The 26,347-nt window shown below is 72.3% G+C and carries 19 protein-coding genes; 14 read left to right on the top strand and 5 right to left on the bottom strand.

Going from position 1 to position 26,347, the window contains the following annotated elements; genetic code table 11:
• Positions 1-85: 85 nt before the first annotated feature.
• Entirely contained in the window at positions 86-754 is a 669-nt protein-coding gene (locus PS467_RS18650; protein WP_268977016.1) for a response regulator, read from the bottom strand.
• A gap of 505 nt (positions 755-1,259) precedes the next feature.
• A complete protein-coding gene (locus PS467_RS18645; protein ID WP_311039902.1) occupies positions 1,260-2,714 on the bottom strand; it encodes a tetratricopeptide repeat protein in 1,455 nt (484 codons plus the stop codon).
• A 144-nt stretch (positions 2,715-2,858) separates the two neighbouring features.
• Here PS467_RS18645 and PS467_RS18640 point away from each other — a divergent pair, with 144 nt between their 5' ends.
• The 6 genes from PS467_RS18640 to PS467_RS18615 all read left to right on the top strand — a co-directional run bounded on the left by PS467_RS18640 (position 2,859) and on the right by PS467_RS18615 (position 13,357).
• Entirely contained in the window at positions 2,859-4,214 is a 1,356-nt protein-coding gene (locus PS467_RS18640; protein WP_311036238.1) for an alpha/beta fold hydrolase, read from the top strand.
• 161 nt (positions 4,215-4,375) lie between these two features.
• Entirely contained in the window at positions 4,376-5,731 is a 1,356-nt protein-coding gene (locus tag PS467_RS18635; RefSeq protein WP_311036237.1) for a M64 family metallopeptidase, read from the top strand.
• Between the two features lie 482 nt (positions 5,732-6,213).
• On the top strand, positions 6,214-7,941 hold the full coding sequence (locus PS467_RS18630) for a serine/threonine-protein kinase (RefSeq protein WP_311036236.1): 1,728 nt from the start codon (positions 6,214-6,216) through the stop codon (positions 7,939-7,941).
• 88 nt (positions 7,942-8,029) lie between these two features.
• Positions 8,030-9,781 (top strand): serine/threonine-protein kinase, encoded by a 1,752-nt coding sequence (locus PS467_RS18625; RefSeq protein WP_311036235.1) that lies wholly within the window; start codon positions 8,030-8,032, stop codon positions 9,779-9,781.
• A gap of 89 nt (positions 9,782-9,870) precedes the next feature.
• Entirely contained in the window at positions 9,871-11,481 is a 1,611-nt protein-coding gene (locus PS467_RS18620; RefSeq protein ID WP_311036234.1) for a succinic semialdehyde dehydrogenase, read from the top strand.
• A gap of 13 nt (positions 11,482-11,494) precedes the next feature.
• Positions 11,495-13,357: a GMC oxidoreductase gene (locus PS467_RS18615; RefSeq protein ID WP_432280605.1), complete on the top strand. Its 1,863-nt coding sequence runs from the start codon at positions 11,495-11,497 to the stop codon at positions 13,355-13,357.
• An 88-nt stretch (positions 13,358-13,445) separates the two neighbouring features.
• Here the strand turns inward: PS467_RS18615 and PS467_RS18610 are convergent, their stop codons facing one another.
• Together PS467_RS18610 and PS467_RS18605 are read right to left on the bottom strand one after the other, a co-directional pair.
• The gene (locus PS467_RS18610) at positions 13,446-14,456 is read right to left on the bottom strand and encodes an LAETG motif-containing sortase-dependent surface protein (RefSeq protein ID WP_311036232.1); all 1,011 of its coding nucleotides are present in this window, start codon (positions 14,454-14,456) and stop codon (positions 13,446-13,448) included.
• Between the two features lie 801 nt (positions 14,457-15,257).
• On the bottom strand, positions 15,258-15,524 hold the full coding sequence (locus tag PS467_RS18605; RefSeq protein WP_268972700.1) for a chorismate mutase: 267 nt from the start codon (positions 15,522-15,524) through the stop codon (positions 15,258-15,260).
• Between the two features lie 286 nt (positions 15,525-15,810).
• Here PS467_RS18605 and guaA point away from each other — a divergent pair, with 286 nt between their 5' ends.
• From guaA to PS467_RS18580, 5 genes are all read left to right on the top strand, one after another.
• A complete protein-coding gene (gene guaA / locus PS467_RS18600) occupies positions 15,811-17,397 on the top strand; it encodes a glutamine-hydrolyzing GMP synthase (RefSeq protein ID WP_268972699.1) in 1,587 nt (528 codons plus the stop codon).
• A gap of 139 nt (positions 17,398-17,536) precedes the next feature.
• Positions 17,537-18,139, top strand: a complete 603-nt coding sequence (locus tag PS467_RS18595; protein WP_311036231.1) for a Uma2 family endonuclease — start codon at positions 17,537-17,539, stop codon at positions 18,137-18,139.
• Positions 18,140-18,204: 65 nt separating this feature from the next.
• Complete coding sequence (locus PS467_RS18590; RefSeq protein ID WP_311036230.1) at positions 18,205-19,002, top strand: class II aldolase/adducin family protein; 798 nt, start codon at positions 18,205-18,207, stop codon at positions 19,000-19,002.
• A gap of 105 nt (positions 19,003-19,107) precedes the next feature.
• Complete coding sequence (locus PS467_RS18585; protein WP_311036229.1) at positions 19,108-20,403, top strand: hypothetical protein; 1,296 nt, start codon at positions 19,108-19,110, stop codon at positions 20,401-20,403.
• A 103-nt stretch (positions 20,404-20,506) separates the two neighbouring features.
• On the top strand, positions 20,507-21,079 hold the full coding sequence (locus PS467_RS18580; RefSeq protein WP_311036228.1) for a DoxX family protein: 573 nt from the start codon (positions 20,507-20,509) through the stop codon (positions 21,077-21,079).
• A gap of 82 nt (positions 21,080-21,161) precedes the next feature.
• Here the strand turns inward: PS467_RS18580 and PS467_RS18575 are convergent, their stop codons facing one another.
• On the bottom strand, positions 21,162-22,901 hold the full coding sequence (locus PS467_RS18575) for a serine/threonine-protein kinase (protein WP_311036227.1): 1,740 nt from the start codon (positions 22,899-22,901) through the stop codon (positions 21,162-21,164).
• A gap of 125 nt (positions 22,902-23,026) precedes the next feature.
• Here PS467_RS18575 and PS467_RS18570 point away from each other — a divergent pair, with 125 nt between their 5' ends.
• From PS467_RS18570 to PS467_RS18560, 3 genes are all read left to right on the top strand, one after another.
• Positions 23,027-24,322 carry a PspC domain-containing protein gene (locus PS467_RS18570; protein WP_311036226.1) on the top strand — a complete coding sequence of 432 codons (1,296 nt, stop codon included), beginning with the start codon at positions 23,027-23,029 and terminating at the stop codon, positions 24,320-24,322.
• A gap of 113 nt (positions 24,323-24,435) precedes the next feature.
• On the top strand, positions 24,436-24,675 hold the full coding sequence (locus PS467_RS18565; protein WP_311036225.1) for a hypothetical protein: 240 nt from the start codon (positions 24,436-24,438) through the stop codon (positions 24,673-24,675).
• 163 nt (positions 24,676-24,838) lie between these two features.
• Entirely contained in the window at positions 24,839-26,116 is a 1,278-nt protein-coding gene (locus tag PS467_RS18560; RefSeq protein WP_311036224.1) for a PspC domain-containing protein, read from the top strand.
• Positions 26,117-26,347 lie beyond the last annotated feature (231 nt).

Below are 26,347 nucleotides of genomic sequence, written 5' to 3'. Positions count from 1 at the left end.
GCCGAGGGGCGTTCGAGCGACGAGGCCGGGGCGGTGCCCGGCGCGTCCGGGGACGTACGTCGCGGCGGGGGCAGCGGGGAGACGGTCATCGGGGGCCGCCTATCGGGGGCCGGCTGGTGACGAGCCCGGCGCGGTCGGCGACGATCGCCGCCTGGACGCGGTTGAGGCCGCCCAGTTTGCCGAGCACCGCCCGCACATGGTCCTTGACGGTGCTGGGCGCCAGCCCCATCCGCTCGGCGATCTGCGGATTGGCCAGCCCTTCGCCCAGCAGCGCCAGCACCTCGCGTTCACGCGGGGTGAGCGCCTCGACGGCCTCGGCGGCCGTCGCCTCCGCCTCGGCGGCGAGATAACCGCCGATCACGGCGCGGGTGACGGCCGGGTCGAGGACGCTGCCGCCCTCCGCGAGCGTGCGTACGGCCCGCACGAGCTGTTCCGGATCGGTGTCCTTGAGGAGGAAGCCCGCGGCCCCGGCGCGCAGCGCGGCCGCGAGGTACTCCTGGACGTCGAAGGTGGTCAGCATCGCCACGGCGGGGGAGCGGGGCGCGGCCCGCAGTTGTCTGAGCACGCTGAGTCCGTCGGCGTCCGGCATCCGGATGTCGAGGAGGACGACATCGGCCTGGCTGCCGAGCACCGTGTCCACGGCGGTGCCCCCGGAGCATTCGGCGACCACCTCGATGTCGGGGGCCGTGCCCAGGATCAGCCGCAGACCGGACCGTACGAGGGCCTCGTCATCCACAACAGCAACACGGATCACCGACCGCTCCCTCTTCTCAGCTGTCATGCTCATTGCCCGGACAGCCTGCCCCATCAGCCGCTGAAAATGGAGTGCTTGGCTCCGTCAGTGGGAGGGAACACCCCCGCCGGTCGGCGGGGGTGACGAAAGACCAACGGGGGATTTCCCCAGCGGCTCCCACCAGGCAGAGTGGATCTCAAGCCGCATCACCCCGTGGGGTCGTCCCGAGACCCCAGCCCCGTGGTCGCGCCGGAGAGCTCCCGATGCGCGGTCAGCGGATCCGGCAGCGGGGCGTTGCAGCGGTCAGGCCGCCGCGACCCCCACACGCGACGGCCTGACCTCTTTCCTCGACCGCCCGTCGCGGTGCGCCCCGACCAGGCGCGCCGGAGGCGCACCACGTCACGGTGACCCAGGCGCCGTGACCCGGGCGCGCCGATCGGCCCCCGTCCGACTGGCCGCCGTCGCCTCACATGGGCTCACCGCATATGCCGTCGCCTCACATGGGCTCACCGCACATGCCGTCGTCTCACATGGGCGGTTCGGCGGGCGCCGGGCCCAGCGTGGTGGTGCCGGGGGCGGCGCGGTGGCCGAGGCCGGTGCGGTAGGCGTCCATCGCGGCCTCCAGACGGCCCTCGCGGCGCAGCAGATCGCCCAGCAGCCGGCACAGGTCGGCCAGGTCACCGGCCGCGCCGGTGCGTTCCAGCAGCGACAGCGCCGCGCAGTAGTGCTCCTCCGCGGCCTCGACGTCACCCCGTTCGTCCGCGATCAGACCCAGCAGCCGGTGCGCGCCGCCCGCGTGGACCGCGCCCCGGTCCGCGGTCAGCCCGGCCTCGTCCGGCTCATCCGGCTCGTCCGGCTCGTCCGCCTGGTCCGACTCGTTCACCTCGTCCGCCGCGTCCGTGGTGGGCCCGGTGACGGACGAGCGCGTCAGCAGGGGCAGCAGCAGGGCCTCCGCCTCCGCCGCACGGCCGCGTCGGCGCAGTACGTCCGCCAGTTCCACCTCGACCTGTCCGGTGAACAGCGCGGCCCGCTTGGAGGCCAGCATGTCCCGGGCGGTGCGCAGTTCGCGTTCGGCGCGCTCCAGATTGCCGTCCTGGGCGTGCACATAGCCGCGCATCCAGTGGCAGTGCGCCAGGTCGGTGTGGATGCGCAGCTGCTCGTACAGCTCCTGCGCCTTGGCCAGGGAGGCGTCGGCCTCGGCGGTCCGGCCCTCGGCGATCAGGGTGCGGGCCACTCCGCGGTGCATCCGGGCGATGAGGCCCGGGTCGTCCACGCTCGGGGCCAGCGCGAGCGCCAACTCGGCGGCGCGTACGGCACGGGCGTGCGCGCCCATGTCCATATAGGGCGCGATGGCGGCCGTATAGAGCAGCAGCAGCGCGTACGGGTCGTGCAGCCCCGAGGCGTTGAGCTCGTCGATGGCGCTCTCCAGCAGATAGCAGGAGTAGCGCAGCTCGCCCGCGAGGAGATGGGCCACGGCCCGGCCGCGGATCGCCGGGACCCGGCGGGGCAGCGGTTCGTCGGCCAGCAGCCGCTCGACGGCCTCGAAGTGGCCGCGGGCGAGCGTCAGTTCGCCGGTTTCCAGCGCGCAGTCGCCGAGTCCCAGCAGGGCCGACGCCCGCTCCTCGGCGAACCCGAGCCGTTCCGCCTCGGCGCGTACGTCCTCGAAGAGCCCGGCGGCGTCCTCGGCGGCGCCGGTCGCCAGCGCCCGCCGGGCGTCGGTGAGGGCGGCCCGCAGCCGGGTGGCGTCCTGCGGTGAGCGGCCGGTGGCGAGCTCGTCGTAGCTGACGCCGAGCCGTTCGGCGAGATGGCGCAGTGCGGCCTCGGAGGGGCGCACCTTACCGGCTTCCAGGGTGGAGACGTAGGCGGCGGTGTACGCGGGTTCGGCCAGCATGCGCTGGGTGAAGCCGCGTTCGGTGCGCAGCTTGAGCACCCGGCGCCCTATCTCGGCGGTGGACCCCGTCCCCGTCGCCGTCCCCGACACCGATCTCGTCCCCGTCGCCGATCCCGTCGCCGTCACCGCTTCCGCCGTCCGTCCGTCACCGGCGCTTTTGTCGGCCACCGTGCCCTCTTCTCCCGGCGGTAACTTAATCGCCGAGCTAAATCCATTTAACGTGAGGATTGAAGGATGCAGCAGGCAAGCACAGCGGCACCGGCCGGACCGGGCGCCGCGACGACCGTCCGTCAGCCGGAACTGCTCCTCACCGACTATCACTTCGACGTACCGCTCGACCATAAGGCTCCCGAGGGGGAGCTGATCCGGCTTTACGCACGAGAGGTCGTCGCCGCCGGGAAAACCGCCGCCCAGCGTGACCGGCTCCCCTGGCTGCTCTACCTCCAGGGCGGGCCCGGTTGCGCCGCGGACCGCCCGGTGGGCCGCTCCGGCTGGCTGGACCGCGCGCTCGACGAATACCGTGTGCTCCTGCTCGACCAGCGCGGCACCGGCCGCTCCACCCCGGCCAACCGCCAGACCCTGCCGCTGCGCGGCGGACCGGCCGAACAGGCCGAGTACCTCTCCCACTTCCGCGCCGACGCGATCGTCCGCGACTGCGAGCTGATCCGGCGGCAGCTCATCGGGGACCGTCCGTGGACCGTGCTGGGCCAGAGTTTCGGCGGCTTCTGCGCCGTGAGCTATCTGTCCCACGCGCCCGAGGGGCTCGACTCGGTGCTGATCGCCGGTGGGCTTCCCGCGATCGACCCCGGCATCGACGTGGCCGCCGTCTACCGGACCGCCTATCCGCGGATGGCCCGCAAGACCCACGCCCACTACGCCCGCTACCCGCAGGACGCGGGCGTGGTCCGTGCCCTCGTACGTCATCTGACCGACCACGAGGAGGTGCTGACGGACGGGACCCGGCTCACCGTCCCCGCCCTCCAGCAGCTCGGCTTCCTGCTCGGCACCGGCGACGGATCGCACCGGCTGCACCACCTCCTGGAGGACGCGTTCGTGCCCACCGCCGACGGGCCGCGGCTGGGCGACGCCTTCCGCGAGCAGGTGGCGGCGGTGCTCTCGCGCGCCGCCAGCCCGCTGTTCGCCCTGCTGCTGGAGTCCATCTACGCCCAGGACGGCCGGGCCACCGACTGGGCCGCGGAGCGGGTCCGCGCCGAGTTCCCCGCCTTCGACGCCGGGCAGGCGGTCGCGGAGGGCCGTCCGGTGCTCCTCACGGGCGAGACCGTGCACCCCTGGATGCTGGACACCCACGCGGCGCTGCGCCCGCTGCGCCACACCGCCGAGCTGCTCGCCGCGCGCACCGGCTGGGGCCCGCTGTACGACACCGAGCGGCTGGCCCGTAACACCGTGCCGGTGGCCGCCGTGATCTACCACGACGACCTGTACGTGGACACCGCGCACTCCCTGGCCACCGCACGGGCGATCGGAGGCCTGCGCACCTGGGTGACGGACGAGTTCGAACACGACGGGATACGGGCCGGAGGCCGCCGGGTGCTGGACCGGCTGCTGGAGCTGGCGCGTGACGGCGCGTGACGGACGGGGCCGAGCCCGTGACAGCCCAGACGGTTGTGCTGTGTTCGAATTCCTAGCGACTTCCCTAATACCCATTGCCCCAACCCTCCGGACCCCTTAGGTTGAGCGGCGCATTAACCCTGTTTAACTGGCCGCTTATGACGCAGACTTGGGGAGTCACTGTGCGCAGACGCATACGCAACCGCATCTCCCTGCGCACCGCGGCCGTCGCCGGAGGCATCGCCTTGGCGGCGGCCGTCGCCATGACCGCACCGGCCGCGGCCTCGCCGGGATCATCACACCCCGGCGGACCGGCCGGCCCCTCCGCCGACCAGCGCACCCTGGACGTGGAGTACTTCACCGGACCGGGTGGCCACCCCCGCCACACCGAGATCCCGGCGGCCGCCCCCGAGCGGCTGACCAGCGCCGCCCGCCCGCTGTCCGCCGCCGAGGCCGCCGCCGACGGCGACGTCTCCTCGCTCATCAGCAACGGGACGACGGCCGACAAGCTCGACGTCGTCTTCATCGGCGACGGCTACACCGCGAGCCAGCAGGAGGACTTCCACACCGACGCGCGCTCCAAGTGGGCGCAGATGTCGGCCGTGCAGCCGTACGCCTCGTACCAGGACCTGTTCAACGTCTGGACCGTGGACGCCGTCTCCAACCAGTCCGGCGTCTCCGGCGACCCGGCCAAGGACGTCGTCAAGGACACCGCCCTGGGCTCGTACTTCTGGTGCGACGGCATCGAGCGGCTGCTGTGCGTCGACACCGCCAAGGTCGAGTCGTACGCGGCCAAGGCGCCGCAGGCCGATCTGGTGGTCGTCCTGTCCAACTCCACCAAATACGGCGGTGCGGGCTACACCCTCACCTCGAAGGTCGGCTACGACGGCATCGCCACCGCCTCCTCCGACCACGCCGACTCCGACCAGATCGCGGTCCACGAGACCGGCCACTCGCTCGGCAAGCTCGCCGACGAGTACTTCTACGCGGACTACGGCACCTACACCGGCGCCGAGCCGAGCGAGGCCAACGCCACCACGCTGACCGCGGCGCAGCTGACCGCCCAGCAGAAGAAGTGGTACCGCTGGATCGGCCAGACCTCACCCGACGGCGGCACGGTCGGCGTCTACGAGGGCGGCCGCTACTACCCCAAGGGCATCAACCGCCCCACCGACAACTCGATCATGCGCACCCTGGGCCGGGAGTTCAGCCTCCCCGGCCGCGAGGCGATGATCGCGGGCTTCTACCGCCACGCGAGTGTGCTCAGCAGCCGTAACGCCACCGCCACGGCCCTCAAACGGTCGGCCGGTATCGAGGTGGACGTCCCGCAGAGCGCCTCGCTCACCTGGTACGTGGACGGGACGCGGGTCACCGCCGCGAACGGTAAGGCGAGCGTCACCCCGGCCACCCTGGGCGTCCCGGCCGACGGCGCGAGCCACACCGTCACCGCCAAGGCGACGGACGACACGGACGCGGTGCGGGACCCCGCACTGCGCAAGCTGCTGAGCGGCTCCCGCACGTGGAAGGTCACCGGCTGACCCGACCACCGACGGGCGCACCGTCTGACGCGCCCCTTTGACTGGCCGCCCCGTGGACCCCCGCCGCGGGGCGGCCCACCCCCCCTTTTTTTGGGGCTCGGTTCGCCTCCGGGGCGCTTGTGCCTCCCCCAGCTACCGCTGGGAGGTGCCCCCTGTCGACGGTCGACCGTGCTCGGCCCCTTCGTTCCTCAGGGGCCTGCGCGCGCTCTCCCTTTCGACAGCGACGCGCCCCTTCGGCTCACTCGCCGGTAGAACCAAGCGCCGGAGACTCTGTCGCACTCTTCGGCCTGCCTCGGTTACCGCCGGGAGGCGCTCCGTGCGTACCCATACCGTGTGGCTGGACGATAGGGGCGGCCGCGGTCCGCCCCTTGACATCGGCATGCCTTACATTTCCGTACGCCGCGCGCACGCTCAATCGCCCGTGGGGGCGGGCCGGCGGTCCGGTGTTCGAGGGCTTCGGCGGGGTGAGGCAAGATGAGGCCATGGGTACCGGGGGAGAGGGCCATCTGATCGCCAACCGCTACCGGCTGGTCACACGGCTCGGACGCGGCGGAATGGGCACGGTCTGGCGGGCCGTCGACGAACTCCTGGGCCGTGCTGTCGCGGTCAAGGAACTCCATGTGGACGAGGGGCTCGCGGGCCTGGACTCGCGATTGCGCGGCGAGCGCACCCTGCGCGAGGCCCGGACCGTCGCACAGATCAAACATCCGAACGTGATCGTCCTCCACGATGTGATCGAGGAGGACGACTGCGCCTGGATCGTCATGGAGTTGGTCGACGGGTGCTCGCTCGCCGACCGGCTGGGCACCGACGGGCCCGTCGAGGCGCGGGAGGCGGCTCGGATCGCGACCGCGCTGCTGGGCGCGTTGCGCGCGGCGCACGCACGCGGGGTGCTGCACCGGGACATCAAACCCGCCAATGTGCTGGTGGAGTCGGGCACCGGGCGGGTGGTGCTGACGGACTTCGGCATCGCGCAGGTCACCGGGTCCACCACGATCACCGAGACCGGCTCGTTCGTGGGCTCGCCCGAATACACCGCGCCGGAGCGGATGTCGGGGCGCCGCACGGGTCCGGAGTCGGACCTGTGGTCGCTAGGGGTGCTGCTCTGCACACTGCTGGGCGGCGAGTCCCCGTTCCACCGCGAATCCCTGGCCGCGGTGCTGCACGCCGTCGTCTTCGAGGAGATCGCCGTACCCGAGGCCGCCGGGGCGCTGAAGCCGCTCATCGAGGGGTTGTTGCAGCGCGATCCGGAGCAGCGGCTGAGCGCCGACGAGGTCGAGCGGATGCTGAGGATGTTCCAGGAGGTGGGGGACACCCCGGAGATCCCGCTGGAGTACACCCCGACCCAGCCCGGTGTGCCGGTCACCAACGACGCCCGCCCGGCCTCCGGGTCCGTACCCGTGCCGCCTCCCGCTCCTGCCCCCGCGCCCGCTCCCGTTCAGGCCGCCGCCCCGGCCGCCGCCTCCGCCGCCGCCCGGCCGTCCCGTTCCCGGCGTGCCCGCCGGGGCAGCACCGTCCTGATGGTGGCCGTCGCGGTGGTCGCGCTGGCGGGGGCGGGCGTGGGTGGCGTGGCGCTGCTGAGGGACGGGGACAGCGGTGCGGGGACGAGCGACCAGGCGGACGCGCCCGACGACAAGGGACGTTCGGACTCCTCCGACGGCTCGCGCGGCCCGAGTGCCTCCGGGCGGCCGTCGCAGACCGCCTCGAAGTCCGCCGATCCCCCGGCGAGCCCGTCCGCCGGGGCCTCCGAGGGCTATTCCACCGAGGGCTATGAGCAGGTCAAGGACCCGCTCGGGTTCTCGCTCTCGGTGCCCGAGGGGTTCGACCGCGAGTACAAGCCGCCCCGGGTCTACTACAACTCGCCCGGTATGGAGTTCCGGATCGGGGTCCACGTCCAGGAGCAGAGCCCCGAGGGCCCGCTCGGGCTGAGCCAGGAGGCGGACGCCAAGGGGCCGCAGAACTATCCGGGCTACCGCAGTGGCCAGGTCATCGAAACGGAGCACAACGGCCGTCCCGCCGCCCTCTGGGCGTTCATCTGGAACGGTTCGGCCGACGACGGGGGCTCCCGCCAGACCTACGACCTCAGCTGGAACGAGGGCGGCAAAATGTATGACGTCTGGCTTTCCGCGCCGGTGAACGAAAAGTCCGTGGGCAAGCGGCATTTCGACACCGCTGTCGCCACGTTCAAGGGTGTCGGCGCGGCGAACTGAGCGGCGTCGCAACGGCTTTGTCACGAGCGCCCGCGGTGGCCTCCTGGTGGGTGGCGGGCGGTCCCGCCTCGTGGGTAATGATGAGCCCATGACGAACGACGGGGGACGGGCGAACGAGCCCACCAGCTACAGCCTGCGGCCGCCGCATGCGCCGGCCGCCCCGGTGCCGGCGCCCCAGCCGCCACCCGAGGCGTTCCAGCAGCCGGGCCAGGCGCCCGGGACGGCGCGGCCGGGGCAGCACGCGTACGAGCCGACGCAGTTCGCCGGTGCGCACCAGGGAGCCCAGCCGCCCGCCGCCCAGCCGCCCGCCGCTGGGGCGCAGGACCCGGACAGCGGGCGGCTCATCGGCGGCCGCTATCGGCTGGTCTCCCGGCTCGGCCACGGCGGCATGGGCACCGTCTGGCGGGCGCACGACCAGGTCGTGGACCGCGATGTGGCGGTCAAGGAGCCGCGTGTCCCCGACCATCTCCCCGAGCGCGAGCGGCAGACCGTCTACCAGCGGATGGAGCGCGAGGCGCGTGCCGCGGCCCGGATCGACCACCCCTCGGTCGTCACCGTCCACGACGTGGTGGTCGAGGACGGCCGCCCCTGGATCGTGATGGAGCTGGTGCGCGGCCACTCGCTGGGCGACCGGCTGATGGAGGGCACGCTGGATCCGCGCGAGGCGGCCCGTATCGGCCTCGCCGTGCTCGGCGCGCTGGCGGCGGCCCATGAGGCGGGCGTGCTGCACCGCGATGTGAAGCCGGACAACGTGCTGCTCGGCCGGAGCGACCGGGTGGTGCTCACCGACTTCGGCATCGCGCAGATCGAGGGCGAGCAGGGGCTCACCGAGACGGGCGGGTTCGTCGGCTCGCCCGAATTCGTCGCGCCCGAGCGGGTGCTGGGGCAGCGGCCGGGGCCGGAGTCCGACCTGTGGTCGCTCGGCGTCGTGCTGTACGCGGCGGTGGAGGGCATGTCGCCGTTCCGCCGCTCCCACAGCCCCGCGACCCTCCAGGCCGTGCTCGGCTCCGAACCGCAGGTCCCCGCGCGCGCCACCGGGCCGCTCGGCACGCTGATCATGCAGCTGCTGCGCAAGGACCCGGCGATGCGCCCGGCGGCCCCCGAGGTGCGGCAGGCCCTGGAGGCGGCGGCGCGGGAGCCGCGGCCGGTGCCCACGGTGCTCGGCACGGCCGGATACGCGCCGGGCGGTGCCCGGCCGCCCGCCGGCAACCGGTTCGTACCGCCCATCCTGCACAAGAACCGTAAGGCGCAGCTCGGGCTGGGCGGTCTGGTGCTGGTGGTGGCCGCCGCCCTGGTGCTCGTGGTGGCCAAGCCGTTCGGCGGTGCGGACCTGCCGTCGGGCTGGACGGTCCGGGAGGAGCGCGATGTGGTGGGCGCCTCGCTGGCCGTGCCCGGCGAGTACCGGCGGGTGCAGGACGACAGCGACTCGGACAACCCGCTGGTCACCTTCTACGACCCCAGCGGGGTCTTCACGGTGTCCCTGAGGCGTTCCACACCGGACGGCGAGAACGACCCGGCGGACGTGAACGCCGCGGCGGACCAGATCGTCGCCTTCTACAAGGACGGCGGCGCGTCGACCGTGGAGGACGCCAAGAGCGAGACGGCCGAGACCGAGCAGCAGGGGCAGGAGGCGCGGGACGTGACCACCACCTACCTGCCGTACGGCACCAGCAGTGACAAGAACCCGGTCCGGTACCTGAAGCGCGACCACCTCTACGTCAACAAGAACAAGGTCGCCTGGGATCTGACGGTCACCATGCCCGCCGCCGGTGACGCCCTGGAGGACGGCGAGAAGCTGTACGAGGAGATCGTGCGGAATCTGAAGATCGAAAAGCTCTGAGCGCGTGGGGCGGGTCCGGCCGGGGCCGTCGGCGGAAAGTTGTTACCGCCGGGTACCCAAAGCCGCCGGGCGGGCCTACTCTCGCCCCCATGACGGACTCGCACACCACGCGGGGCGCCACCGGCAACCCGGTCGCCCCCCAAGGCACCCGCACCGCCGCCGACGTCGTCACGCCCGAGCTGATCACCCGGCTCACCCGGGGCGTCGTCGGCAGCGGCACCACCGTCAGCCACACCCCGTTCACCGGGGAGGTCCTCGCCTCCGGGCTGCCCGAGGCCACCCCCGAGGACGTCGTCACCGCCTTCGACAACGCCCGCGCCGCCCAGCGGGCCTGGGCCGCGACCCCCGTCCGCCGGCGCGCCGCCGTCCTCCTGCGCTTCCACGATCTGCTGCTGCGCCGCCAGCCGGAGATCCTGGACCTCATCCAGCTGGAGACCGGGAAGACCCGGCTGCACGCCCACGAGGAGATCCAGGGCGTCTCCGCGGTCGCCCGCCATTACGGCCGTAAGGCGCCCGCCTATCTGCACCCCAAGGGGCACCTGGGTGCCGTGCCCACCCTCACCAAGGTCACCGAACTGCGCCAGCCGCGCGGGGTCGTCGGCCTCATAGCGCCCTGGAACTACCCCCTCCAGCTCTCCGTGGGCGATGCGATGCCCGCCTTCGTGGCGGGCAACGCCGTCGTGATGAAGCCCGACACCGAGACCGCGCTGTCCGCCCTGTGGGCGCGTGAGCTGATGGTGGAGGCCGGGCTGCCGGCCGGGGTGTGGCAGGTCGTGCTCGGGGACGGCCCGGTGGTCGGCCCCGCCGTGGTCGAGCACGCCGACTACGTCTCGTTCACCGGCTCCACCCGCACCGGCCGCGAGGTGGCCCAGGCCGCCGCCGCCCGCCTGGTGGGCTGCTCCCTCGAACTCGGCGGTAAGAACGCCATGCTGGTGCTGCGCGACGCCGACCTCGCCCGCGCGGTCGACGGCGCGGTGCGCGGCAGCTTCGCCTCCGCCGGACAGCTGTGCATCTCCATGGAGCGGCTGTACGTCCACGAGTCGGTCGCGGACGCCTTCCTGGAGCGCTTCGTGGCCCGCACCAAGGCCATGCGGCTCGGCACCGCCCTCGCGTACGGCGCGGAGATGGGCTCCCTGGTCTCACAGCGCCAACTGGACACCGTCACCCGCCATGTGGACGAGGCCGTCTCCAAGGGCGCCACGGTGCTCGCCGGCGGCCGCCCGCGCCCCGACATCGGCCCGTACTTCTACGAGCCGACGATCCTGGACGGCGTGGAGTCCCCGATGGCCGTGTGCACCGAGGAGACCTTCGGCCCGGTCGTCTCCGTCTACCGCTTCCGCGACGAGGACGAGGCGGTCGAGCGCGTCAACGCCACTCCTTACGGTCTGAACGCCAGCGTCTGGACCAAGGACGCCCGGCGCGGACGCGCGCTCGCCGCCCGGCTGCGCGCGGGCACGGTCAACGTCAACGAGAGCTACGCCGCCGCCTTCGGCAGCACCGCCTCTCCCATGGGCGGCATGGGCGACTCCGGACTCGGCCGCCGCCATGGCTCCGAGGGCATCCTCAGATTCACCGAGGCACAGACCGTCGCCCAGCAGCGGCTGCTGCCGCTCGGCCCGGCCTTCGGCATGACGGACGAGAAGTACGCGGCCTTCATGACCCGCAGCCTGCGCGCGCTCAAGGCGCTGCGCCTGCGCTGACCAGCACATTCCAATGGAGGTACCAGTGCCAGGGGAGAAGTCTGCCCACAACCGGGAGCAAGGGCCCGAGCACGACGAGGACGTCGACTACGACGTGATCGTGGTCGGCTCGGGCTTCGGGGGGTCCGTATCGGCCCTGCGCCTGGCCGAGAAGGGCTACCGGGTCGGCGTCCTGGAGGCGGGCCGCCGCTTCACCCGGGACACCCTGCCCAAAAGCTCCTGGGACCTCCGCAACTACCTCTGGGCCCCGGCCCTCGGCTGCTTCGGCATCCAGCGCATCCACCTCCTCGGCAAGGTCATGGTGCTGGCGGGCGCCGGGGTCGGCGGCGGCTCGCTCAACTACGCCAACACGCTCTACGTACCGCCCGAGCCGTTCTTCCGGGACCGCCAGTGGGGGCACATCACCGACTGGCAGGACGAACTGCGGCCGTACTACGACCAGGCGCGGCGGATGCTCGGGGCGCGCCTCAACCACACCGTCACCCCGTCCGATGTGCACCTCAAGGCGGCCGCCGAGAAGATGGGCGTGGGGGACACCTTCCACATGGCGCCCGTGGGCGTCTTCTTCGGGGACGGCCACGACGCCGTCGGCGGGGAGGGCGGGGAGGGCGCCGGCCCTGTGAGGGCCGAGCCGGGCCAGACGGTCCCCGATCCGTACTTCGGCGGCGCGGGCCCGGCCCGTACGGCGTGCACGGAGTGCGGTGAGTGCATGACCGGCTGCCGCCACGGCGCCAAGAACACCCTCAACGAGAACTATCTCCACCTCGCCGAGCGGGCCGGTGCCGTGGTCCACCCGATGACGACCGTCGTCGCCCTGGAGGACGATCCGCTCGGCGGCTACACGGTCACCACCGTGCCGACCGACAACCGCCGTAAGGGCAAGCCCAAGACCCTGCGCTCCCGGTACGTCGTCCTCGCCGCCGGTACCTACGGCACCCAGACGCTGCTGCACACGATGCGGGACAAGGGGCTGCTGCCGCGCGTCTCGGACCGGCTCGGCGTCCTCACCCGCACCAACTCCGAGGCCCTGGTGGGCGCGCAGACCACCGACCGCCGCTACCGCCGCGCCCGGGGCGGCGAGCGGCGGGCGGACTTCACCCGGGGGGTCGCGATCACCTCGTCCATCCACCCGAACGAGAACACCCATATCGAGCCCGTCCGCTACGGCAAGGGCTCCAACGCGATGGGGCTGCTCTCCGTCCTGCAGATCCCCGACGGCGGCCGTCTCCCGCGCTGGCTGCGCTTCCTGGGCGCCAACCTCCGGCACCCCACCCTGGCGGTGCGCTCGCTGTCCAACCGCCGCTGGTCCGAGCGGACCATCATCGGCCTGGTCATGCAGACGCACGACAACTCGCTGACCACGTACCGCAAGCCGAAGGGGCCGGGGAAGGGGCTGCTCACCGCCCGCCAGGGCCACGGTGAGCCCAACCCCGACCACATCCCCGAAGGCGCCGAGGCCGCCCGCCACATCGCCGCCTCGATCAACGGTTTCGCGGGCAGCAACGTCGGCGAGCTGATCGGCACTCCGCTGACCGCCCACTTCCTCGGCGGCTGCCCGATCGGGGCGTCCCCGCGGGAGGGCGTCATCGACCCGTACCACCGTCTCTACGGGCATCCGGGCATCCATGTGGTCGACGGCTCCGCCGTCTCGGCCAACCTCGGCGTCAACCCGTCCCTGACCATCACGGCCCAGGCCGAACGTGCGATGTCCCTGTGGCCCAACAAGGGCGAGCCCGACCCGCGTCCGTCCCCGGAGGCGCCGTACGAGCGCCTTCAGCCCGTGCCGCCCCGCAGTCCGGCCGTACCGGCGGACGCCTTCGGGGCGCTGAGGCTCCCCCTGCTGCCGGTGCCGAAGGTCCCGCCGGCCCCCGCGTGAGGAGTCCTACGAGCGGCCCGGCGCGAGCGGTCCGGCGTGAGCGCCAGGGGCGGGCCGGCGTCCGCCCCGCCCCTGGCGTCCGGGACCGTCAGACCGTGGCGCGACGGCGACGGACCACGAAGACCGCACCTCCGCCGGCGGCCATCGCCACACCGCCGATCACGGCGATCATCGGCAGCGCGGAGGAGGAACCGGTTTCGGCCAGGCTGCCCTTCGGGCTGATCTCCTTGTCGCCTTCCGGCTTGTGCGGCAGCGGCTTCTTCCCGCCCTGCGGCTTCGGGTCGGCCGGCGGCACCTCGCCCGGCTTCGAACCCGCCTTGAGCACGTCGAACTCGTAGTACTCACCGGTCGAGTAGGCGCAGTTGCCCTCGTCGTCCGCGTACACCCCGACGCTGATGGCGTAGCCGAAGCCCTCGGGCGCGCTCTTGGCGACGCTCAGCCGGAGATCGACCGTAAGGGTCTCGTGCGGACGCACATCGGTGTAGCCGATGTAGCCGGAGCCCGGGTCGTTCTCGTCGGTGGAGATCGCCTTCCAGGCGCCGGACTCGGGGTCCTTGTACTGGAGGGTCAGGTACCTGCCCGTGCCGTCGGGGGCGGACTCGTGCGCCGTGCCCGCGAAGAGCCCGAAGTCGACCCGCTGGTAGGTGCGGTCCGAGTCGTTCTTCACCTGGTACGTGAAGCCGTGGAAGCCGCTGCCCGCCACGACCTTCGACGGCAGGCCGACCAGGGTCGTGCTGAGGTCGGGGTCCTCGTTGTAGTCCCCGTCGTCCGCGCACTCCCCGCCCGGCTCCTCGGTCGGCCCGGGGGTCGGGGTGGTGGTCTCGGTGGGCTTGTCAGTGGGCTTGTCAGTGGGCTCGTCGGTGGGGGTCGGAGCCTGGGTGTCGGTCGCGGACGGCGCCGAGGTGGTGGGCTCGTCGGTCGGAGCGGTCTCCGTCGGCGCCGTCGCCGGGTCGTCAGGGGACGGCGTGACGGTCTCGGAGGCGGTCGACGACGGGCTCTCCGTCGGCTCATCCGCGAAGGCGGCGGGCGCCGCGAGGAGCGCGGCAGGGGCTATGGCGGCCGTTGCTGCGGCGGCCGCCAGGGCGCGGCGAAGCTTCATGAAGACCTCTCTGGGTCCGTACGTATCGCTGTGGTGGGCGGATACGCGTGTGGAAGGCCGTCGCGGTGGGGACGCGGGATGGCCGTGCGTTTGCACGTACATGACCACGCCGATGGCTGAAAGGTTGCGTTCCTGGTTGCTCACAGAATGGTCACAGAATCCGCATGGGGTGCTCGGGTCCGCACGTCATCACCCGTACGGCGGGTGACCGGCCCGTGAGCGGGCTCGTTGTGCCCGGTGCCGCGCCAGCCAGGAGCGGTCCGGAGAGAATCCACGCGTGGCTCATATCCGCCGTAGCGATGAGACGCGGCCCCTGTGGTGATTCAGGCGGCGCGTCGTGGGACCTCGCTTCGGCGAGGTGACCGGTCGGCAGGGGACAGCAGCCCGGTCACCACCTCAAGGACGGTCGGTCCCGGGGACGCCTGGGGCCGACCGTATCCGGTCGAAACAGTTGCGCCCGGCGCTGGGCATCCACCACGATGCTGAGAGCGAGAACGCCCCCGGACACCCCCCGACATTGGTCGGACCACGCGGGCGTACGCCGTCCAGACACCCCAGACATACGGGACCCGGAAGCCGGCGGCGCAACCCCCCGGCGCCGCTTCTCAGCACCGGCGCTGCCCTGACGCCGGTGCTGACCGCCTAGGGCCCCGGAGGCGCCCGCCCCGTTAGGGCGCCCCCGGGGCCCTACGCCTGTCCGGCAGGGTCCGGCCCCGCCTCGGCCCCGGTCCCCGCTTCGGTCAGGCCCCGCTTCGGCCCGGCCTCCGCCTCGGCCTGGCCCCGCCTCGGCCCGGTCCCGCCTCAGACGCGGCCCCGGCACAGCTCCAGCAGCGTCATGGCGAGCGTCGTACCGGGCTTGCCGAGCCGCTGCCGGTAGCGGTCGAGGATCTCCATCTCGCGGGAGAGCTGCACCCGCCGCCCGCCCGCCGCGATCCGGGCCTCCTGGATGGCGGCCGAGACGGCCATCCGCTCCCGGACGAGATCGAGGATCTGTCCGTCGAGGGCGTCGATCCGCTCCCGGGCAGTGCTGATCATCTCGGTGCTCTCCGGGGCCGTACCGCTGCTCATGTCCGTATCTCCTGGTCCGTGTCACGGAGCCCTGGAATCCGGCCGGGTCCCGGAGGAAAGACAACAGCGCCCCGGGCCTTTGCCGGCCCGGGGCGCCTGGGAAGTCGCTGTCAGTGTTTACGCAGCACGACCATGGCAGCCGGACGGGCCGGTGCCATAGGTAAAGACGAAGGTCATGCGCGTGGACATGGCGTCGATTATGAGCCCGTTAGAATCGAAAGTCCAAACCTGCGGTCCCGCCGCAGACAGTTCCACCGCACGCCACCACCGCCGGAAGGCCGCCGAAGTGCCATCAGCGTCCCCTGCTGCCGCCCCCGACACCGTCCTGGTCGTCGACTTCGGCGCGCAGTACGCCCAGCTCATCGCCCGGAGGGTCCGCGAGGCCCGGGTCTACAGCGAGATCGTTCCGTCCACCATGCCGGTGGCCGAGATGCTCGCCAAGAAGCCGAAGGCGATCATCCTCTCCGGCGGCCCCTCGTCGGTCTACGCCGAGGGCGCGCCCACCCTCGACCGCGCGATCTTCGAGGCGGGCATCCCGGTCTTCGGCATGTGCTACGGCTTCCAGCTGATGGCCACGACGCTCGGCGGCACCGTGGACAACACCGGGGCGCGTGAGTACGGCCGTACGGAGCTCACCGTCAGCAAGCCCGGCTCGACGCTCTTCGCGGGCACCCCCGAGGAGCAGCAGGTGTGGATGTCGCACGGCGATGCCTGCTCCCAGGCGCCCGAGGGCTTCACCGTCACCGCGTCCACCGATCTGGTGCCGGTCGCGGCCTTCGAATGCGACGAGCGCAAGCTGTACGGCGTACAGCACCACCCCGAGGTGATGCACTCCACCCACGGCCAGCAGGTGCTGGAGCACTTCCTCTACCGGGGCGCGGGCCTGGAGCCCACCTGGACCACCACCAATGTGGTCGAGGAGTCCGTGGCCGCGATCCGCGAGCAGGTCGGCACCAAGCGCGCCATCTGCGGGCTGTCCGGCGGAGTGGACTCCGCCGTGGCCGCCGCCCTCGTCCAGCGGGCCATCGGCGACCAGCTGACCTGCGTGTACGTGGACCACGGCCTGATGCGCAAGGGCGAGTCCGAGCAGGTCGAGAAGGACTTCGTGGCCGCCACCGGTGTGCAGCTGAAGGTCGTCGAGGCCGAGGAGCGGTTCCTGACCGCGCTCGCCGGGGTGTCCGACCCCGAGGAGAAGCGGAAGATCATCGGCCGGGAGTTCATCCGGGTCTTCGAGCAGGCCCAGGCCGAGCTGGTGGCCGAGGCGGGCGCGGCCGGGGAGGACGTGGAGTTCCTGGTCCAGGGCACCCTCTACCCCGACGTCGTGGAGTCCGGCGGCGGCACCGGCACCGCCAACATCAAGTCCCACCACAACGTGGGCGGGCTGCCGGACGACATCGAGTTCAAGCTCGTCGAGCCGCTGCGCCGGCTGTTCAAGGACGAGGTCCGGATGGTCGGCCAGGAGCTCGGCCTGCCGGAGGAGATCGTCCACCGCCAGCCCTTCCCGGGGCCGGGCCTGGGCATCCGGATCGTCGGCGAGGTCACCAAGGAGCGCCTGGACCTGCTGCGCGAGGCCGACGCCATCGCCCGCGAGGAGCTGACCGCCGCCGGTCTCGACCGCGACATCTGGCAGTGCCCGGTGGTCCTGCTCGCCGACGTCCGCTCGGTCGGCGTCCAGGGCGACGGCCGCACCTACGGCCACCCGATCGTGCTGCGCCCGGTCTCCTCGGAGGACGCGATGACGGCGGACTGGTCGCGGCTGCCGTACGACGTGCTGTCGCGGATCTCGACCCGCATCACGAACGAGGTGGACCAGGTCAACCGGGTGGTGCTCGACATCACCAGCAAGCCCCCGGGCACGATCGAGTGGGAGTGACCGCCGCGCTCCCTCCAGGTCGGATGGTCATCTGATCGTCAAACGCCGACGCCGTCGCTCATTCGTCTGGGCGGCGGCGTCGCCGTTTGGGCTGGGTACTCTGTGCGCAGAGGCGAGACTCCGTCCCATGGGAGCAATCATGAGCGCCGCACACGAGTACGGGCTGGACGAGCAGTACGAGTGGCCCCGCCCGCCGGAGGGCGGCTGGACGGCGGACGACCTCGACCGGCTTCCGAATCTTCCTCCGCACACGGAGCTGATCGACGGGAGTCTCGTCCTCGTGAGTCCGCAGGCCGCTTTCCACGCACGTGCCATGAGACTGTTCGAGTTCACCCTGCTGGACCAGGCACCGGACACCTTGGACGTCATGCGGGAGATGACGGTCAAGCTGGACGACATCAATCGCCTGGAACCCGATGTCCTGGTCCTTCGGGCTGGGGCGGATGCCGGGCCCCGCGACACCTGTTACAGGTCAGAGGACCTCGTGCTGGCCATCGAAGTAGTGTCGCCGGACTCCAAGGCGCGTGACCGCGAAGTCAAGCCGCGCAAGTACGCCGGTGCGGGTGTGCCGCATTTCTGGCGGGTGGAGGAGGACCGCGGACTGCCCGTGGTCTACGTCTACGAACTCGATCCCGCTGTGAAGGCGTACCAGCCCACCGGCATCTACCACGACAAGCTCACCCTGACCGTCCCGTTCTCCATCGAGATCGACCTCACCGCGATCAATCGCCGCCGGCTCTGACCCTGGCCTCCTGCGATACCCAGAGGTAGCTTCCGCTCCAGCACCCCAGAGGAGCGGAGCTGCCCATGACGAACCAGCCGCAGGCCCCCACCCCGATACCGACCGATCAGCTGCGGTTCACCATGCCCCCGCAGCACGCCTCCCCCGAGGACGAGCGTCGCCACCGCAAGGAGCGGCTGGCCGCGGCGCTGCGCCTGTTCGGACGGTTCGGGTACGAGGAAGGGGTCGCGGGACACATCACCGTGCGGGACCCGGAGTTCACCGACTGCTACTGGGTGAACCCCTTCGGCATGCCCTTCGGCCACATCACCGTGAGCGATCTGCTCCTGGTCAATCAGGCGGGCCAGGTGGTGGAGGGTCGCTGCCACGTCAATCAGGCCGCGTTCGTCGTTCACTCTTCCGTGCATCAGGCGCGGCCGGACGTCGTGGCCGTCGCGCACAGCCGCTCGGTGCACGGCCGCGCGCTGGCCGCGCTCGGTGAGCCGCTGGAGCCGATCACCCAGGAGGTCTGCGCCTTCTTCGAGGACCACGGGGTCTACGCGGGCAGCACGGGGGTCGTCGTGGACGAGGAGGAGGGGCGCGCGATCGCCACCGCGCTCGGCGGGCACAAGGGCCTCATCCTGCGCAATCGCGGTCTGCTGACGGTGGGGGACTCGGTGGACGCGGCCGCGTGGTGGTTCATCACGATGGAGCGGGCCGCCCAGGTGCAGCTGACCGCGAAGGCGTCGGGGAAACCGGTGCCCATCGACCGCGCCGACGCGCTGCGGACGCGTGAGCAGCTCGGAAACGATCTTGTGGCCTGGATCAACTATCAACCTCTGTATCTCCAGATCACCCGCGCTGAGCCGGACCTGCTGAGCTGACCCCTTCCGCGGTGCGGCACAATCCCCTGTCAACACATGTCAGTTGGGCGGTGCCGCGCGACCTCGCGGCGCCGTACGGAACGAGTGAACGACGGAGCGACCCGCGTGGCGGTGGAGACGGCGGAGAACGCCACGACGGCAGGAGGACAGGGCCCCCATGGGCACCCCAAGGGCCACACGGGCTGTGAATGCGCTCAGGGGGCCCGTGACGGCCATCGGCGGGCCGTGGCCGCGTTCGTGGCCCTGAGGGAGCGTTTCGCGGCCGGAGAGGGCCTTCCCAAGGCGCTCGCCCACTCGGCCGGGGCGTCCCGGCAGTGGGTCTCGGACGAGCTGGCCCAGGCGGCCCGTTCGGTCGCCGACAGCGGCCGCGCCGAGACCTCGGCATGGCGCGACCGGGTGTGGCGGCGCACGGTGTCCGTGGTGTGGGGCGCGGTCGGGGCGCTGTTGATCGGACAGCTGGCCACGGCGATCGGCGCGGGCTGGTCGGTCGCGCGGACGGCCGGGCTCGCCGCCGCCGTCGTCACCGCGGCGCTGCTGACCCTCGCCGCGCGGCTGCACCACGCCGCCGGCGGTCCGCTCGCCCCGCTCGTCGGCGAGGACAACCGCCTGTCCACCTCCCGCACCGTCGCGGCCGCCTGGCTGCTGATCGCGGTCTTCGCGGTGCTGGTGCTCGGCATCGAGCTGGCCGTGGCCCCCGGCGACCGGCAGCGGCTGACCGACGGGCTGGCCCTCGACCACGCCGCCGGGCTCCTTACGGTCGCCGCGTTGACGTGTGCGACCGCCGTGCTGGCACGGCTCGTCGTGGCGGCCCGGGTGCGGGCCCAGCGGTTGCAGAAGGTGCGGGCCGTACGGCCGCGCGCCGCCGATCTGCTGACCGACGACGCGGGCCGCGGCAGCTTCGCCGATGTGCAGTACGTGGTCGTCCACACCGTGGCCCTGGCCTTCACCGCCGTCCGTCTCGCCCGCGAGCCGTGGCGGCTGCCCGATCTGCCGTGGGGCCTGGCGCTGTTGGCGGCCGTGTCCGTGGTGATGTACCTGGCCGGGAAGTACGCGGAGGGCGGCCGGCCGACCGTGCTGTCCGTCGTGAGGGTGCGCCCCGAGGAGGGCGGCATCGACCGCGACGCCCCGATCCGCACCGGCGACGACATCGAGATCCGCGGCAGCGGCTTCGTCCCGCCGGGCGCCCAGGACCCGGACCGGCTGGCCAAGATGGTCGTCCGCATCGGCGCGGTGCACGTCCACGTGCCCCTGGTGCCGGTCGCCGGGGGCTTCAGCAACCCGACGGACACCGCGCTCACGGTGCCGGTCCCGGTGGATGTGGAGCCGGGCCGGGTGGAGGTGCAGGTCGTGACGGCCTCGGGGGCGGAGACCAACCGCTATCCCATCGACGTCATGGACTGAGTTGTTCCGGTCCGTCGCTCCGTATGGTTTCGTCGAATGGGCTTGCCGTATGGGCTTGCCGATGGGGTGACGAAGCGGCGGTGCGAGGGGAAAGGCGGACGTCATGAGGCATGCGGACCGTATGGCCGGGTCGGGCACGGCGGGCAGTGGCGGCAGTGTGAACGGTGTGAGCGGCATAGGCGGGCAGCAGTCCCTGGGCGTGCGGGCCACGGCCGCCCGTTACGCGCTGCTGCCGCTGCGTATCTTTCTCGGTGTCACCTTCGTCTACGCCGGGCTCGACAAACTCACCGACTCGGCCTTCCTGGCCGACTCGGGCGCGGGCTCGATCGGCGAGCTGATGCGTCAGGCGCGGGACAGCTCGGCCGTGCCGTGGCTGGTCGACCAGGCCCTCAAGGATCCCACCGCGTTCGGCTACGCCATGGCCTACGGCGAACTGGCGGTCGGTCTCGGCACTCTGGTGGGCCTCCTCTCCCGCCTGGCCGCCTTCGGCGGCGCGCTGATCTCGCTGAGCCTGTGGCTCACGGTCAGCTGGCAGTCGGACCCGTACTACTACGGCAACGACCTGGCCTATCTGATGGCGTGGCTGCCGCTGGTGCTGGCGGGGGCGCCGTATCTCTCCCTGGACCTCGCCCTCTCCAGGCGCCGGCGCCGACAGGGCTCGCAGCTGTTCACGTAGCTCTCGCGACGCTTCAGGTGGGGCGCGGCTCTTCGCGCAGGGCGTTCACGTGGGGCGTGGCCTGGGCCTGGGCCCTGTTCCGTCAGCCGAGGATGCGGAAGCCGTCCCGGACCTCGTCGAAGACCGGCCGGTAGGTGTCCCAGTCCGCGTCCGGGGCGCTCAGGTAGATCGCGTACTCCTTGCCGCCCTCCTTGCCGAAGCCGAGGTCGATCGCGCGGAACATCCGCTCCGAGCCGCGGAACTTGAACTCCCACACCGCCGCCGGCATGTTCAGGAACTTCGTCTCCTGCATCCGCATCCGCTGGTAGACCGGGTAAGCCTTCTTGAGCTCGGTCTCGACCTCCTCGAAGTGCTGGACTTGGTCGGCGGAGGCGAAGTCCAGGACGTTGATCCTCAGACCGACCATCCGGGTGGGGTCGAGGTAGCGGACCTCCTGGGTGCTGTCGACCGTGTTGCCGTCGGGGTCGGTCTTCTCCTGGCGGGACCAGCCGTCGGGGATGGGGAGGGAGAAGCCGAACTTCTTCTCGGTGACGATGTGATAGCCCGACGGCGGGGTGTACGCCGGGGTCGGGGAGGCCGACGGACTGCCCGAGGCGGAGGACTGCCCGCCGCTGTCCTTACCGCTGTCGTGGTCCATGCCGAACACATAGACGCCGCCCGCCACGGCCACGACCGCCAGGGAGGCGCCCACGGCGGTCCACACCGCCTTACGGTTCGTCTTCCGCGCCGGAGGAGGGGGAGCGGGAGCCGGGCCGGGGGGTGGGGGCAGCGCGGTGTTCGGAGGGGTGTTCTGGGTGGTGTTCGGCGCGGCCGGCATGACGGGGTACGAGACCGAAGCCGTGGGCGCGTGCGGTGGGGTGTGCGGCGGAGTGTTCGCGGTCGTGCCCGTGGTCCTGTCCGGGGGCGTGCCGGGCTCCCGCCGCGTCGACAGGTTCATGGTGGAGTCGAGCCGCGACGTCTGCGTGGTGGAGTCGAGCGACGGCGCCGGCAGCGATGTGGTGTCGGCCTCCGAGGCGGGCAGCCGCAACGCCCGTTCGGTCTCCTCCGCCGAGGGCCGCAGCTCCGGCTCCTTCGCCAGCAGACGCTCGATCAACGCAGCCAGCGGCCCCGCCTGTTTCGGCGGGTCCAGCGGATCGACGGCGATCGCGTAACCGGTCTCGATCGCGGTGGCTCTGCGGAACGGCGCCCGCCCCTCGACCGCTTGATAGAGCGTCGCCCCCAGCGCCCACAGGTCCGACGCGGGGCCGGGCTTGCGGCCCCGGACCCGTTCGGGCGCGATGTAGTCGATGGAGCCGACGACCTCGCCGGTCTTGGTCAGCGTCGAGGTGCCGGTGGCCATCGCGATGCCGAAGTCCGTGAGCACGACCCGGCCGTCGGGGCCGAGCAGCACATTGCCGGGCTTGACGTCCCGGTGCAGCACCCCGGCCGCGTGCGCGGCGCGCAGGGCGGCGATCATGCCGCGGCCGATGCGGGCGGCCTCGTCGGGGGAGATCGAGCCGCCGTCCTTGAGCAGGTCCGCGAGGGTTGTGGAGGGCACGTACTCCATGACGATGCACGGCAGTCCTCCGTGGTCCACCACGTCGTGGACCACGACCACATTGGGGTGGGTGATACGGGCCGCGCTGCGCGCCTCGCGGCGGGTGCGTTCGTGCAGCGTCGTCAACTCGTCCTCGGCGAGGTGCGGAGAGACATGGAGCTGCTTGACCGCGACCTGGCGGCCCAGCAGTTCGTCCTCGGCCCGCCACACCGTGCCCATGCCGCCGCGGCCGATCTTCTCGACCAGGCGGTAACGTCCGGCTATCAGGTGGCCTTCGTCCGACACCGCTTTCCCCTCCCGCACACGTTCGATGCGACACGATAGCCGCCGTGGCCCCTGGGGAGATCTCAGGGAAGACCTAGGGGCATGCCGGATGTCGCGGGTGCGGCCGGTGTTGTCACGATGGCCGTATGACCGATGCACCCACCGTGGCGGACGAGGCCGAGACCGCGTCCGGTTCCCGCCTGTCGCACACGCCGCTGCGGCGCAGCCGTGACCAGAAGGTGATCTCGGGGGTGTGCGGAGGGCTCGGCCGGTACTGCGATCTGGACCCGGTGATCTTCCGGGTGGTGCTGTCGGTGCTGGCCGTGGCGGGCGGCCTCGGTCTGATCGGGTACGGCTTCTGCTGGCTGCTCGTCCCGCTGCACGGCGAGGACGAGAACGAGGGGCGCAAGCTCCTCTCGGGGCGGGTCGAGGGCCCGGCGCTGACGGCGGTTCTGGTGGCGCTGGTGGGCTGTGGGCTGTTCCTGTCGATGCTCAACAACGGCAGCGTCATGTACTTCTCGTTCATGCTCGCCCTCGCGGCGGCCGGTGCGGGCTACTGGTCGCACCACCGCCGCCAGGCGCAGAGCGTGGGCGCGGTGGACCCGGCCACGGCCCAGGCGGTCGCCGACGCGCCGCCCGAGACCAAGGCCCCGCCCACGCGGGGCGGCCCCGCCCCGTCCTGGTGGCGCGACCCGATCATCAAGGACGGTACGACCGGGCCGCTCGGCTCCGCCTCGTATCTGTGGGGGCCGGACGACGGGCCGTACGACAAGGCGGCGGCGAAGGCGGAGCGGGCCCGCCGGGTGCGGGCCGGGGCGCCGCTCGGCGGCTGGGCCTTCCTGCTGGCGGTCGCCGCCGCCGCGGTGGGGGCGCGGGCGGCGTGGTCCTCCCAGCCGCTGGGCACCAGTCTGGAGATCGGGTTGGCCTGCGCGCTGGGCGTCTTCGGGCTCGCCCTGGTCATCGGCTCCCGCTGGGGCCGGGTCGGCTCCGGCACGGTGTGCCTCGCGGTGCTCACGAGCGCGCTGCTGGCGTGCGCGGCGGCCCTGCCCGGGTCGGTGACCCCCGAATGGGCCCGCCGCACCTGGGCCCCGACCTCGGAAACCGCCGTGCACGACCTCTATGAGCTGGGCGGCGGCGCCGCCGAGCTCAAGCTGGACCGCCTGTCCCTGGAACCGGGCAGCAGTGTTGCCAGCCGGGTGGAGATGGGCGTGGGCAAGCTGGAGGTGACGGTTCCGCGTGACGCCCGGGTGCGGCTCGACATCGAGGTCGGGCTCGGCGACATCTGGCTTCCGGGTGAGAAGAAGGACAAGGACAACGTCGACGTCGGTCCGGGCCGGGAGCGCGAGCTCACCCTGGACCCGGTGGGCGGCGGCGAGGCCAAGGGCACGGTCTCGCTGAAGCTGGAGGTCGGGCTGGGCACCGTGGAGGTGAGGCGATCATGAGGCGCCGTTCGTTCGGCCGCTCGTCCGGTGATGCGCGCGGTCATGGGCTCGGGCGTGGACTTGGTCATGGGCTTGGTGCGCGCGGCCATTCGCTCGGGCGCTCGCCCGGTCGTGTGCGCGGCCGCCCGGCCCCTGATCGGTCCCGCCATCCGTTCGAGCCGGGCAAGCTGGTGGCCGGCCTGGTGATCCTGGGTGTGGCCGTCGCGTACGGGATGGACGCGGCCGGCGAGTGGGACGTCCGCCCCGAGATCGCCCTCCCGGCGCTGCTGTGCGGCCTGTGCGCGGCGGCCATGACCTCGACCCTCGGCTACGTCCTCCGCCGCCGGTCGCGCCGGGCGACCCCCGACGACTGAACGCCGCCCCGGCGAGCGGGTTTCCAGGAGCCCGGGACCGGGGTCGGGTTCGGGCCCGGACCGGGTTCGGGCCCCAGGCCCGGGTCGGGTTCGGGCCGGGGTCGGGGAACGATCAGGGGCGACCCTGATGCCCGTGGCCGACCGGGCGTGTGACGATCGAGCCATGACCGCCGCCGTGCCCCCCACGACCCCGGAGCCACCTCCGCGCAAGCTCTACCGCAGTGCCGAAGGCCGCCTCCTCGGCGGTGTGGCCCGAGGGCTGGCGGGGCACCTCGGGCTTCCGGTGTCCTGGGTACGGGGCGTCTTCGTCGCGTTGTTCATGGCGGAGGGGTTCGGCGCGCTCGTCTACGCGCTCTTCTGGTTCATCGTCCCGCTCGGCGTCGGCGGCGTGGAGACGACGACCACCCGACCGCTCACCACCGTGGGCCCCGACGGCCGCCGCCGGATCCTGGCCCGCAGGCCGGAGCGGGGCCAGATCATCGCCCTCGTCGCCCTCTGCGTCGGCATGGGCATCTTCATCAAGGGCTTCCACCTCGGCCGCGCCAACACCTACATCTGGCCGCTCCTCCTCATCGGCGCGGGCGTCGCCCTGTTCTGGCGCCAGGCGGACAACGCCCGCCGCGCCCAGTGGGTCGAACTCAGCCGCAGCAAGCGGGTGCTGCCCCTGGCCCGTGCCGCCGCGGGGGTCGTCCTGGTGGCCGCAGGGGTGTCCGGGATCGTCGTCCTCCAAGGCTCGGCCAAACACCTGGGGGCCGTACTACAGGCGGCCCTGGCCGTCCTGGTCGGTATCGCACTGCTGGCGGGCCCGTATGTGGTGCGGATGACGCAGGACCTCTCCGAAGAGCGGCTGATGCGTATCCGGGCGCAGGAACGGGCGGAGGTGGCGGCCCACGTCCACGACTCCGTCCTGCACACCCTCACCCTGATCCAGCGCAACGCGGAGGACCCTCGCGAGGTGGCCCGGCTGGCCCGCGCCCAGGAGCGGGAGCTGCGCGCGTGGCTCTACCGGCCGGAGGGCACCGGTAAGGACGAGGCCGAGGAGCCGGACACCCTCGCGGAGGCGGTGAGGAAGACGGCGGCGGAGGTCGAGGACCACCACGGCGTCCCGATCGAGGTGGTGGTGGTCGGCGACTGCCCCCTGGACGAGAGACTGGGCGCACAGATACAGGCGGCGCGCGAGGCGATGGTCAACGCGGCCAAGTACGGTGGCGACGGCGGAGCCGTCCAGGTCTTCGCCGAGGTCGAGGGGGCCACGGTGTTCATCTCCGTGCGCGACCGCGGTCCCGGCTTCGACGTGGACGCGGTGCCGGAGGACCGGATGGGCGTACGCGAGTCGATCATCGGCCGGATGCAGCGGAACGGCGGCACGGCCCGGCTGAGGTCCGCGCCGGACGGGGGTACGGAAGTGGAGCTGGAGATGGAGAGGGTGGCGACGACATGACCGACGCGGACGGCCTGCCGGCCGGTAACCCAGGCGGCGGGGGAGCGCCCGCCGCGCCCGGCGGCACCCCCGCCTTCGGCGGCACGCGTGCCCCCGCGCTGGGGAGTTCGCGGGTGCCGGGCGGGGCCGGCCGCGGTTCGGTGCCCGGCGGCACGGCCGCGCCGGGCGGTACGGGGACACCGGGCGGTACGGAGGCACCGGGCGGTACGGAGGCACCGGGCGGTACGGAGG

The sequence above is a fragment of the Streptomyces luomodiensis genome (assembly GCF_031679605.1).
In the GTDB taxonomy this organism is placed as follows: Bacteria; Actinomycetota; Actinomycetes; order Streptomycetales; family Streptomycetaceae; genus Streptomyces; species Streptomyces luomodiensis.
This window is presented reverse-complemented; position numbering and strand designations above follow the sequence as displayed.